This window comes from Streptomyces sp. NPDC001415, from assembly GCF_053597395.1.
Genome location: NZ_JBSFIE010000017.1, coordinates 1 through 11,649, shown reverse-complemented (window position 1 = coordinate 11,649; position 11,649 = coordinate 1). Strand labels below are relative to the sequence as shown.

The 11,649-nt window shown below is 68.8% G+C and carries 9 protein-coding genes and 2 pseudogenes; 7 read left to right on the top strand and 4 right to left on the bottom strand.

From position 1 onward, the window contains the following. Nucleotides 1-56 precede the first annotated feature (56 nt). On the top strand, nt 57-1,715 hold the full coding sequence (locus ACWC2B_RS22585; RefSeq protein WP_450719287.1) for a serine/threonine-protein kinase: 1,659 nt from the start codon (nt 57-59) through the stop codon (nt 1,713-1,715). A gap of 216 nt (nt 1,716-1,931) precedes the next feature. Further along, complete coding sequence (locus ACWC2B_RS22580) at nt 1,932-3,197, top strand: NAD(P)/FAD-dependent oxidoreductase (protein ID WP_450719285.1); 1,266 nt, start codon at nt 1,932-1,934, stop codon at nt 3,195-3,197. 192 nt (nt 3,198-3,389) lie between these two features. Here the strand turns inward: ACWC2B_RS22580 and ACWC2B_RS22575 are convergent, their stop codons facing one another. Both ACWC2B_RS22575 and ACWC2B_RS22570 read right to left on the bottom strand, forming a co-directional pair. Continuing rightward, nucleotides 3,390-4,163 carry a hypothetical protein gene (locus ACWC2B_RS22575; RefSeq protein WP_450719283.1) on the bottom strand — a complete coding sequence of 258 codons (774 nt, stop codon included), beginning with the start codon at nt 4,161-4,163 and terminating at the stop codon, nt 3,390-3,392. Between the two features lie 4 nt (nt 4,164-4,167). Then, the gene (locus ACWC2B_RS22570) at nt 4,168-4,596 is read right to left on the bottom strand and encodes a hypothetical protein (RefSeq protein WP_450719281.1); all 429 of its coding nucleotides are present in this window, start codon (nt 4,594-4,596) and stop codon (nt 4,168-4,170) included. A 536-nt stretch (nt 4,597-5,132) separates the two neighbouring features. On the opposite strand from ACWC2B_RS22570, the gene ACWC2B_RS22565 reads away from it, so the two are divergent. Continuing rightward, on the top strand, nt 5,133-6,839 hold the full coding sequence (locus ACWC2B_RS22565) for an RICIN domain-containing protein (RefSeq protein WP_450719279.1): 1,707 nt from the start codon (nt 5,133-5,135) through the stop codon (nt 6,837-6,839). A gap of 281 nt (nt 6,840-7,120) precedes the next feature. Here the strand turns inward: ACWC2B_RS22565 and ACWC2B_RS22560 are convergent, their stop codons facing one another. Beyond that, nucleotides 7,121-7,531, bottom strand: coding sequence for a hypothetical protein (locus tag ACWC2B_RS22560; RefSeq protein WP_450719277.1), 411 nt, complete (start codon nt 7,529-7,531; stop codon nt 7,121-7,123). Between the two features lie 156 nt (nt 7,532-7,687). Here ACWC2B_RS22560 and ACWC2B_RS22555 point away from each other — a divergent pair. Then, nucleotides 7,688-8,465, top strand: a pseudogene (locus ACWC2B_RS22555) (helix-turn-helix domain-containing protein). Next, entirely contained in the window at nt 8,462-8,773 is a 312-nt protein-coding gene (locus tag ACWC2B_RS22550) for a DUF397 domain-containing protein (protein ID WP_450719275.1), read from the top strand. The pseudogene ACWC2B_RS22555 and the gene ACWC2B_RS22550 overlap by 4 nt, the downstream one beginning before the upstream one ends. A 191-nt stretch (nt 8,774-8,964) precedes the next feature. Here ACWC2B_RS22550 and ACWC2B_RS22545 read toward each other — a convergent pair whose 3' ends face one another. After that, the gene (locus ACWC2B_RS22545) at nt 8,965-10,410 is read right to left on the bottom strand and encodes an alginate lyase family protein (RefSeq protein WP_450719273.1); all 1,446 of its coding nucleotides are present in this window, start codon (nt 10,408-10,410) and stop codon (nt 8,965-8,967) included. 270 nt (nt 10,411-10,680) lie between these two features. Between ACWC2B_RS22545 and ACWC2B_RS22540 the strand changes: the two genes are divergently transcribed. Both ACWC2B_RS22540 and ACWC2B_RS22535 read left to right on the top strand, forming a co-directional pair. Continuing rightward, the gene (locus ACWC2B_RS22540; protein WP_450719271.1) at nt 10,681-11,250 is read left to right on the top strand and encodes a GNAT family N-acetyltransferase; all 570 of its coding nucleotides are present in this window, start codon (nt 10,681-10,683) and stop codon (nt 11,248-11,250) included. 189 nt (nt 11,251-11,439) lie between these two features. Beyond that, nucleotides 11,440-11,649, top strand: a pseudogene (locus tag ACWC2B_RS22535) (hypothetical protein); the annotation flags it as partial.

The window sequence follows — 11,649 nt, the reverse complement described above, 5'->3', positions numbered from 1 at the left end:
CCGGAGGGCCCCCGCACTATCCTCACCCCGTCAAAGCAAACAAAGCGGGGGGCACCATGGACCGCACTCAGCGGCTGGGTCCGGGCGACCCGGAGCGAATAGGCACGTACCGTCTGCTGGCCCGCCTGGGCGCAGGCGGCATGGGCCAGGTCTACCTCGCGCGCTCGGACCGGGGCCGTACCGTCGCGGTCAAGCTGGTCCGCGCCGACCTCGCCGAGCAGGACGAGTTCCGTGGCCGGTTCCGCCAGGAAGTCATCGCCGCGCGCCGGGTCGGCGGCCGGTGGACGGCGCCGGTCCTCGACGCGGACACCGAGGCCCCGGTGCCGTGGGTCGCGACCGGCTATGTCGCGGGCCCCTCCCTCCAGTCCGTGGTGGCGGGCCCGCACGGCCCGCTGCCGGAGCATTCCGTACGGGTCCTGGCGCGCGGCCTCGCCCACGCCCTCAAGGACATCCACGCCGCCGAGCTGGTCCACAGGGACCTCAAACCGTCCAACGTGCTGATCACCATCGACGGCCCCCGCGTCATCGACTTCGGCATCGCCCGCGCCCTGGAGACCAGCACCGAAGCCGGCCTCACCCGCACGGGCGCGCTGGTCGGCTCGCCCGGGTTCATGGCCCCCGAGCAGGTGCGCGGCGACCGGATCACCCCGGCCTGCGACGTGTTCTGCCTTGGCTCGGTCCTGTCGTACGCGGCGAGCGGCAGGCTGCCGTTCGGGGAGGCGGCGAGCGGGGCGCACGCGCTGATGTTCCGCATCGCGCAGGAACCGCCGGACCTGGACGGCGTACCCGAGTCCCTCCAGGAGCTGATCGGCGACTGCCTGCACAAGGACCCGTCGGCCCGCCCCACCCTGGACCGCATCCTGGAACGCGTCCCCGAGGACACCACCGACCCGTGGCTGCCCGCACCTTTGGTGGCCCAACTGGGCAGCCACGCAGTCCAGTTGCTCGACATAGAGAACCCGGGTACCGCCCCCCGGGAACGGGGTGGCTCCCCGCAGGACGAAACACCGCCCCAGGGCATGCACACGCCCCCGGACGTGCACGCGGCCCCGACCCAGCTCACACCCCCGGCCTCGTACCCACCGCCACCCTCGCCCCCACACCCACACCCATCCTTCGCCCCGTCGTACTACTCCCCCGCACCGGAGCCCCCGCCGAGCCGCAACGCCAAGTCCACGGCGGCGCTGGTCGCGGTGGCGCTGGTGGTGGCGGTGATCGCGGGCGGCTCGGTGTACGCGTTCATGAGCAGCGGGCCCCAGAAGAAGCCGCCGGTCGCCATCAACTCCCCTTCCCCGTCAGGGAGTTCAACGCATTCCGGCGGAGCGAGCCCGGATGGCACGGGTAGGAACACGTCCCCCGCCCCCCTCGATGGCGTACCGCAGCCCTACATAGGCAGCTGGTCGGCGGTGATCCCGAGCAACGAGGGCGACAACCCCCGCCACTTGGTGATCCGGGCGGGCCGGGCGGGCGACAAGGTACTCACCCTGACCGCCGACGGCCCGGGCTACCACTGCGTCTTCGAGGCCCGCCTGACCCAGCCCCCCGCCGCCGCGGACACTCCGCTCCAGATAGGCCCCTCCGAGGTGTCCCCGGGCTCGACGGGCGCCTGCAACCCGGGCAAGCCGAGCACCGTAACCCTGATGCCGGACGGCCGGCTGCACCGCCAGACGGTGGGGACGGGGGAGTTCCTCGACTACACGAGGGTGGGGGGCTGAACCCCACAAGAGCCCGGCGCCGTGCCGGATCCAGTCGGCCACCGGCGAGTTGGCGGAAACCGGCCGGGATTTCGTACGGCGTAAAGGATGCGCGGCGCCGGGGGTCTGAGCCACTCTTGGAGCGACCTTGAGGTGTCCATGAGACAGGCGCCGTCACCACCCCGGTCGGCGATGGTTCGCGCGGACCGCGGCACACCCGAAGGGGGCGATCAGCGCATGACCAGGCCTGAGAGCGCGGGATACGACTACGACGCGGTCATCGGCGGAGCCGGCCTCGCGGGCAGTGCCGCGGCGATCCTGCTGGCCCGGCGCGGTGCCCGCGTCGCACTGCTGGAACGCCGCGCGGACCCCGAGGCGTACAAGGCGCTGTGCACCCACTCCATCACGGCCAACGCCTACCCGGTGCTCGACGAACTCGGCCTCGTCCCGGCCCTGGAGAAAGCGGGCGCCGTCCGCAACACGGCGCGCTGGTACACCCGTTGGGGCTGGATCGAGCCGAGGCCCGCGCCGATGGGCCCGGAGCTGCCATATGCGTACAACGTCCGGCGCAGCACCCTCGACCCGCTGATCAGAACCCGTGCGGGGGAAACCCCGGGGGTCGATCTGCTCCCGGGGCACCAGGTGACGGGGCTGGTCCGGGAAGCCGGGCGGACCGTGGGGGTGCGCACCTCGACACCCCAGGGCGAGCGCGAGATCCGGGCCCGCCTGGTGGTCGGCGCCGACGGCAAGGACTCGGCGGTGGCGAAGTTCGCGGGGTCGCCCACCCGGAGTCACGAGAACGAGCGGTTCGGCTATCTCGCGCACTTCCGGGGCCTTCCACTGCACGGCGGGATCGGTCAAGCCTGGTTCCTCGAACCCGACATGGCGTACGCGTTCCCGAACGACGACGGGGTGACGGTCATGGCGGTGCTCCCGGCAAAGAAACGCCTTCCGGCGTTCCGGGAGGACCTGGAGGGCAGCTTCCTCTCCTTCATCCGCGCTCTGCCCGAAGCGCCGCCCATCGACTCCGCCGAGCGCATCACGAAGATCACCGGTACCGTCAACTACCCGCTGCACAGCCGCAGACCGACCGCACCGGGCCTCGCCCTCATCGGCGACGCCGCCCTGACCAGCGACCCCCTGTGGGGCGTGGGCTGCGGGTGGGCCCTGCAGTCCGCGCAGTGGCTGGCCGAGGCCGTCGCCCCGGCCACGACCGGCCGGGGCGACCTGGACAGGGCACTCGCGTCGTACGCCCGCGAACACCGCCGCCGCCTGCGAGGCCACCAGTACCTGGCCGCCGACTACGCCCGGGCCCGCCCGTTCAACCCCGTGGAGCGCCTGATGTTCTCGGCGGCAGCCCGCGACGAATCCCTGGCCCGCCACATGCACCTGTTCGCCTCTCGCCTGATAGGCCCCCGCCAATTCCTGAGCCCGGCGGCACTGGCCAGGGCGTCGGCGGTCAACATCAGGCATGGCAGGGGGGTTGCGCGGCGGGGGCGTTGAGTGGGGGCCGGAGGCGGGCGACCGCATCTGGGCCAGCCGGTCACGTCAGTGGCCTGAAGGTGCGCGGCAGCGGCACCCGGTGCACGCATCGGGCGCCGCTGCGGCGGTCCAGTACGTCAACTCCCCCTACCACACCGCGACTTGACGCCAGGCGATGCCAGGCCCCGCAGAGCAGCCGCGCCGCCGACCCGATCACTTCACAAAAGTCAGCCGCATGAACTCGAATTCGCCCAGCTGGTAGGTGCCGTCTCCATTGCGATCGATCCAGCATGTCAGAAACAGCTCGTCCGGCACTTCCTGCAAACTGGAATCCTTGTTGTCGCTGTCGCTGAAGACTCCCGACACATAGATCTCGTCCTGCTCCTTGGAGTGTTCAGTGACGCGCGTCCCTCTGAAATAGTTCGCACCACGCCCCAGCACGAGCTTCCCGTCGAAATAATCATTGGCCGCATAGGAGCAGCCATTACAGAAAGGGGGACCCATCGGCTTGTTCCCGTCCTCCAGCGTGAAGTGGGATGCGTCGACCGAGGCATTGATCTTGAGCCCTTGGTCCCCGGTGATGTGGGGGAAGCGAAGGGTGAAGGGCTCGCGCTTCAAGGTCACATCGACGACCCGGTCCCCGTTGGCCTCCTTGGCCGACGACATCTGAGCACGTGAATTATTCTGCCACGCCTCTATTCCCATGCGTGGCGTTCTCAGCAGGTCCGGCTGCACGACACGGTTTCCCGAACCAGATGACGCAACGAACAGAGACTTCCATGCCGGATAGGTACCGGCGATCAAAAGGAGCAGAGCGAAAAGCAGGATCAGCCAGCCGATGGATACTCCGCGCCTCACGACATTGGTCGTCACATCACCGCTGATGATGGTCCCGTCATTGTTCCCCACTCCCACCGCCCGTTCTCCGGGTGCGGAAACCCGTGGGCCTACGGGTTGTTCGTCGGGGGCGTTGGTGTGGTGCGGCATGGCGTTACCTTGTGGGACGGTCGCGGTGGCTGTCGCCGGTGGTGATGGTGCCCGAGTTGTTCTGCACGGCAACCGAGCGCGGCCCCAGAGCGGTGATGCTGGTCCGGGTCGAGGCGCCTGGGGGGCGAGGCAGCTCGTTGATCGCGGCAATGAGGCCGGGGCTTTCCTGGAGTACGCGCCGAACTGCCAGGCGCAGTGCGGCTTGCAGGTCGGCGTCGTCGGGCGAGTCCGCAAGGGCGGCGACGGCGTCGGTGACCGCCACCCCTTGAGAACCGCTTCCGCGGGTCAAGAGGCCCAGGAGCCGCTGTCCGAACGAGACGGTGGCTTCGGCTGCGGCGTCCTCCGCGCGGTTGAGGACGGCGACGCCGTAGGCCCCCACCGCTGATGCGATGTAGGGCGTGATCTCCTGCGCAAGCGCGATGGCATCACTCACGATGCCCACCCCCGATTCAACCCCGCCGTGCGAGCCGCCAACAGCCGCTTAAGGGAAGGGAGTTCAGCGTAGCGAACTCGCCGCGCGGCTGAGAACAGTCGGGGCGGCTGAGGGACATCCCTTTCCCGCATCGTGCGTCAACTGGACCTGCCCGCAGGCTGGTTCAGGCCCCCGGCGGTCGACTCGGGCCGCCGGGAGCGGTCCTCCAGGCTCAGCGGAGCATGGCCCCGCCCGACGACGTGATCGCCGGCCGGCGCGCGGTGCTTGAAAAAAGACTTCGCGGTCCGGGGCAACCTTTCCGGGGGCGGTGACAACTGGGTGGTGTCCGGACACAGGAGGTCTGGTCACAGACAAGGCTGAAAGAGAGCATCGACATGTTCCCTCGCCCATCCGCGTCGCCAGAGGCGTCACCCGGCGGCCACGCCCGCCGTGGTCGCAGGTCGTTCCGCTCGGCTGTTCTGGGGCGGCGGCAGACGCATCGCAGCCGTCGGCTGTACCAGCGTCGGAGCTTCTGGGCGGCCGTCACCCTGGCGGTCGTGGGCGGCTCCGTGGTCGTGGTCAACACGGCCTCAGCGGGAAGCACGGCCTCAGCGGTAACCGTGGACACCAACGCCTGGTACACGCTGGTCAACCGCAACACCGGCGAGGCGCTGGACAACCTCGGCTACGCCACGCACGACGGTGCTCCGCTGGTGCACTGGAGCCGTAACGGCGGGACCAATCAGCAGTGGAAGTTCATCGATTCGGGTGACGGGAACTACCGGCTGCAGAACCGGAACTCCGGCAAGGTCCTTGACGACCGCAACTGGTCGAAGACCGAAGGCTCCGAGCTGGTGCAGTGGCGCGACCTGAACGGCACCAACCAGCAGTTCCACCTGGAGAAGTCGCCGGACGGCTACGTGCGTCTGATCAACCGCTTCAGTGGCCTGGCCGTCGAGGTCCCGATCGGCGCAAAGGCCAACGGGGGCCACATCGCCCAGTACCACGACTGGGGCGGCGCCAACCAGCAGTGGCAGCTCGTCCCGGCCGACAGCGCCGGCGGCACCGGGAACGCGGGGAGCTCCGGCGGCAGCGCCACGCCCACCAAGCCGGGCGGCAGCGGTCCGGCGAGCCAGGCTCCGAGCGGTACCCGCCCGACGTCTCCGGCCACCACCGGCGGCAGCTCGACGAAGCGTTTCATGGGCAGTAACACGGTGCTCGCCGGCGGCATGATGAACGACGCCTCGTCGAACGCCGCGCCGTTCGACGTGCGGTACGCCTACGTCCACAGCCAGCCCGCTCCCTCGTCGGACTACTACTCGGCATCGCGCTGCAAGGCCGAGTGGAAGAGCTGGTGGGGCTGCTGGAACGGCGAAACCACCTCGCCCGGCTTCTACGTGCCCTGGAACGACGACCGCGCGGCCAAGGCGACGTACCAGGGCAAGCCGCGTCCGCAGAAGTTCTTCTGGACCTGGTACTCGCTCCGCGACCTCGGAGATCTGGCAGGCGAGGGCGACGGTCCGGGCGAGGTCAAGGCCATCAACAGGACCGACCTGCTCACCCGCTACATGAACGACTACCGCTTCTTCCTCCAGAAGATCGGCAAATCGCAGGACATGCTCGACATCGAGCCCGACTTCTGGGGCTACGTCCGGTCGCTCGGCAATCCGCACCAGGTCGCCGCGCAGGTCAAGGCCGCGAATCCGACGGACTGCGGATCGCAGGAGAACAGCGCCGCCGGCCTGGCCCAGTGCCTGATATCGATGGTGCACAAGTACGCGCCGAACACGGGCGCCGGGTTCCACCTGACCTGCTGGGACTGGCAGACCAACACGACGGGCTGCATCAAGGACTACTCGGAGCTCGGGGCGAAGAACGCCGACTTCCTGGTCTCCGACGTGGTGGACCGCGACGCGGGCTGGTACGCGCAGCCGGCGCACGGCGGCCGTGACACCTTCTGGAACGACCAGAAGGCCACTGCCGCGCTCGGGTTCTACAAGACGATGGCCGAGTCGGTGGGCAAGCCGGTCGTCCTGTGGCAGATCCCCCTGGGCAACATGGCGCAGAACAACACCTTCGGCCACTACAAGGACGACAAGGTCGACTGGCTCTTCTCGCACATGGACCAGGTGGCGAACGCGCACGTCTCCGCCCTCCTGTTCGGCCCGGGTCAGCAGGAACAGACCACGGTCGAGTCCGACGGCGGAAACCTGATCAGGAAGACGATCGCGTACCGCAACTCGGGCGGCACACCGCTCAAGTAGCCACCCGCAGCCGGTCGGCCCACCCTTCGACGGGGCCGCGTTCAGCGCGCCCCGTCGTCCCGCCGAGCACTTCTCGGCCGGTGCCGACCGGCGGCGCGAAAGCGGGAACCGGGCGCACAAAACGCAAGCCCCAGGCCTCTGGCCTGGGGCTTTACCTGTCTTCACCCTGGTGACACTGGCGGACGGCGGTGTCTTCGCACTGCCGGGGCATCCGCTGATCGGGATGCACTGGGACCAGTCCTACGCCTACGACGAGCGGCACAAGACACCAACCCGGACGTCTATCGCCAAATGGCCTGGTTCACCACCGAGTTCAGCAGCGGAGTATGCACGAACCGGTCCGGGCCCGACGGCAGACACCGCCACGACAACGGCCAGGTACGCCCGCACAGCGCCGGAACCGGTACATAACTCACCTTCCCGGGGCCCGAGTTGAACGGCACCGCCAGCCCCGGCCACGCCCGATGGGACGTACTGCGCGGCGGCACCAGGAAGTACACCGGCCGCCGCCCCGCCGCATCCGCCACGATCGGCCCCGGGTCGCCCCCGGTCAGCTCCTCCATCAAGTCCGCCACGCAGCGCCCCGCGTCCCCCTCGATCCGTACGGCGTCGAATTGCACGCCCGCCTTTCTCAGATGGAACCCTGCCAGCGGAATCCAGTCGAGGTTCACCTCGCCAATTTGCGTATCCACGGGGACAGTTTCGATCCGTCCCGCTAGCGTTTTCCATGGCCGCACAGGGACCGTCGGGCAGCCGTTGACCAGCTCCAACTCCCTTTGAGGCGAGTCGAATTCGGCGGGGCTGAGTCGTGACCGGTTGAGACCGGTTGAGTCGGAGCGTGATCACAAATGGCACGAGCGGAAAACAAGGTGACGGCAGGACCGACAGCGCAGATGGTGGCCAATCTGGCCCGCAAATTGCGCGTACGGAAGGGGTGGACACAGGAGCAATTGGGGACCGAACTCGGCTTCTCCGCTGCGGCGGTGAGCGCCATGGAGACGCTGGCGCAGCCGGCGTCCGACGACATGCTGGTGGAGCTTGAGCGGGTGCTCGGGGATGGGATGGACATCTTTGAGGATGCGCGGGTGCCGGTGCGGCTGGAGAAGTTCCCGGTGCAGTTCAAGGGCTTCGCGCCCCTGGAGCAGCACGCGGTGGTGCTCCAGATGTACGAGACCCTGGTCATCAACGGGCTGTTCCAGACGGAGGAGTACGCGCGAGCCTTGATCGGCGGAGGTTACCCGCCGCTCCCGGAGCAGCGGGTCGAGGAACTGGTCCAAGCGCGCATGGAACGCCAGGCCCTCCTCGATCGGCAGCCGCGAGATCATGCGAGATCAGTTGCGGCACCTCATCACGTGCGCACACAGGCGCAACGTGACGCTCCAGGTACTCCCCCTGGAATGTGGCATGGATGGCGAATACGCGGGAGACCGTGGCGGAATGACACTGGTGGAGACTCCAGAGCACGACCACCTGGCCTTCCTCGAAATCCAGGGCGAAGGCCTGCTGATCTCCGACCCTGCAAAGGTGAGTACGTACGCCCAGCGCTATGCGAAGATCCGAGCTCAGGCCCTGGATCCTCGTGAATCGCTGGGCCTCATCGAGGAGTTGGCGGGAGAGCAGAGATGAGCAGCACCCTCCAGTGGTTCAAGTCCAGCTACAGCGACAGCGGCGGAGGCCAGTGCATCGAGGTGGCGGTCACCTGGCACAAGTCGTCGTACAGCAGCTCCAGCGGCGGCGACTGCGTAGAAGTAGGCCTCCCTTGGCGGAAGTCCTCGTACAGCGACAGTGGCGGCGGCGACTGCGTCGAGGTGGCCGCCTGCGCCCAGTCCGTCCACATACGGGACTCGAAGGTGGCCGACGGCCCCTCGTTCTCCATCGCCGCGCACGCCTGGACCGCGTTCCTGTCATGGGAAGGGGCAGCTCCCCTCACCTGACGGGCGCCGGGCACACCTCGGCGACCCGGCACACGGGAAGGGGCGCCCCTCACCTGAGGGCGGCGCCGCACAGCGGGCTCTGCTCGTACGCGTCCAGTGCGAGCAGGGCCGCACCGCTCCAACCGGCGCCCGCACCCAACGGGTGAGGAGTGCGTCCCCGGCCTCGGCCACGCCGCCGGGGACGACCGGTCTCACTCGGCGGTGTCACTCGGCGTCGCGGCGGCCCGGCGGCGGCGGAGCAGGAGGAGGCCGCCGGCGAGGGCGGCGGCGCCGCTCGCGGCCGTCCACAGCGGGAGGTCGGAGGAACCGGTGGCGGCCAGATCGCCGTCGCTCCTCCCGCCTTGGGCGCTGGGGCCGGGTGAACCGGACTTGGCGGCAGGCGTCGGCGCCGACCCGGACGGGGTGGCCTTGTCCCGGGTGAACGCCAGCGTGCCGAAGCCGAGTTCGTCGAAGCCGCCGCTGTTCCCGCCGTAGTCGCCGCCACCGCCCTCGGGCCCCATGCGGGCCACCATGTCGCCGGTGTTCGGCATGGCCATGCCGCGCCTGTTGGCGTAATGGCTGTAGACCCGCTCCCAGACCGGGCGCCACTGGCCACGGGCGCCTTCGGAGATGATGGTCTGCTTCGTTTCCACGCAGTGCGGGCCGTTCCTCCAGGTGTAGGTGGTGTACGGCACGTCGTGGCCGAGGTTGTACCGGGCGACGTACTCGCACGCCTTGCGGAACTTGGAGTCGTCCGCGCCATAGAGGTCCACGCCCTGGTTCCAGGCCATCTCGCAGATGGTGCCCATCAGGCCGATGCCCATCATGCTGTGGGCCTGGTCGCGCCCGCTCTCCTGCCACTGGGCCAGGCCCACGTCGTCGTAGACGTAGGGGATCGCCTTGGCCAGCGAGCCGTTGCCTGCGCCGTTGTGGAAGTAGTCCACCGTCTCATTGAACTTGGCCCGGTCGTCGCAGAGGATCCCGATGGCCATGAGCGAGGCCATGGAGCACAGGTCCCAGTTGGCCCAGTAGTGGCCCCAGCAATTGGTCTCGCGGTTCAGGAAGTGGTGGTTCATCGGATAGAAGTGGGTGACCATCATGTCCTGGAAACGGGCCATGTCGAAGCCGGGGTAGCCACGCATGAGTTCGCCGGCGTTGGCGAACTGGTACCCGTAGATGCCCGCCAGGAGCACGACTTCGGAGCCTCCGGCAATGCCCTTCAGCTTTCCCGACCAGGCGTTGCAGATGTCCCGCGCGGTGTCGGCGTGTGCGGTGTCGCCAGTGACCTTCCAGCGCAGCGCGTTCTGGTAGGCGGCGTGGATGTCGTTGTAGAGGATGCCGTAGTTCTGGGGACCGTCCCCTCCCCGGGCGACGGTCGCCTGCGGGTTGGGCCGCCATGTGCTCTGCGAGTGGCGGTTGGCGGTGAGCTTGGCGAAACCCGCCGTGTAAGGGGCTGCGCCCGCCTTCACCTTGGCGGCCATGCGGTCGAGATCGGCCCGGGTGTGGAGCATCCCGGGGTGCGCGAAGGACGTGCCCGCCGCCGTCGCCGTCGCCGTCGCCGGTGAGGCGGCCACGCCCGTGCCGATACCGATACCGACCGCGCCGGTCGCCGCTCCCGCGGCCTTGAGCATGCTGCGCCGACTGATCCGAAGTGTCACTGCGTCGTTCCTCGGCTCTCGTGGGGAAAGTGCCTACATAAAGGAGACAGGACACGGAGCGGGCGATAACAAAAAGTGGGCGCCACCGACGGCCGTTGTACCTCAGCGCGTGCGTCGAGTCGCTGGGCACGGTGTACACGGCCCAGTACCGTCCCGCCGAGGGCCGTGTGATGTACCACTGGCCCGGCGAGGACTCCGGGACTGCGGCTTCAATCCGGTGGGCCTCGGGCCGGGCGGCGCCCATAGTCGCGGGATGCCGATAATCGTCGGATGCCGATCCTGACCTACCCCGAGGCGGACACCCCGCCCCCGCTGCGCGACCAGGTGCTCGCCCTCCAGGACGAGGCCTGGCCGCCGGACGTACCGAGCAGCGGTTTGAGCCACGATCCGGCGCTGGAACCGCTGTCGATGCTGCTCGTCGAGGACGGCGTCGTGCTCGCCGCCCTTGACATCCTGCGCAAGGAGATCGAGCACGCGGGCGTCGGGCTGCGCGCGGGCGGCCTCAGCACGGTGGTCACGCGCCGGGCCGCGCGGGGCTTGGGCCGCGGCCACCGCCTGGTGAGCGCGGCCCGCGAGGCGATGCCCTCATACGGTCTCGACCTCGGCCTGTTCACCTGCGACCGCCCGCTCGCCGGGTTCTACGAGGGTGCGGGCTGGCAGGTGTTGTCGGGAGCCGTGCTGGTGGGCGGCACGCCTGAAGAGCCGTTCCCGAGCGACCGGGCGGGGTTCGACAAGGTCACGTTGGCCTCGTTCTTCACGGCGAAGTCCCGGACCGCCGAACCCTCGTTCCGGGCGGCGCGCATCGCCCTGCACCCGGGCCCCATCGACAAACTCTGGTGACGACCTCTGGTGACAAACCTGCGACGGAAGCGCGTTGCACCTGCTACACGCGTTCGATAGACATGGAAGTCGTCGCACGAGGCACGTGTGGCGATTCGCGGGTACCGGGTGACCGGTAACGGGTTCGGGCACCAGGTGCCCGGCACTGCGAACGGTTACAACGGTTACGACGATTACGGGGGTGTGTGCGTGAAGTTCGATATGGGGTCCACGACTCTGTCCGATCTGGGGAAGAGCACGGATGGTTCGAGTTCTGATCTGGGCACGCTGATCCGGCAGTTGGTGGCGGCCGCGGAGCCGCTGGAGGGGAAGTTCAACGGGGCGGGGAAGGCCGCGTTCGACTCCTTCAAGAACCACGCGGACGAGATCACCAACGACCTGAACGGCTCGCTCCAGGAC

Bases quoted from the DNA above. Each gene is read 5' to 3' on its own strand.
- ACWC2B_RS22575 (WP_450719283.1), bottom strand. From the start codon at position 4,163: ATGCCGCACCACACCAACGCCCCCGACGAACAACCCGTAGGCCCACGG.
- ACWC2B_RS22585 (WP_450719287.1), top strand. From the start codon at position 57: ATGGACCGCACTCAGCGGCTGGGTCCGGGCGACCCGGAGCGAATAGGC.
- ACWC2B_RS22550 (WP_450719275.1), top strand. From the start codon at position 8,462: ATGAGCAGCACCCTCCAGTGGTTCAAGTCCAGCTACAGCGACAGCGGC.
- ACWC2B_RS22580 (WP_450719285.1), top strand. From the start codon at position 1,932: ATGACCAGGCCTGAGAGCGCGGGATACGACTACGACGCGGTCATCGGC.
- ACWC2B_RS22540 (WP_450719271.1), top strand. From the start codon at position 10,681: ATGCCGATCCTGACCTACCCCGAGGCGGACACCCCGCCCCCGCTGCGC.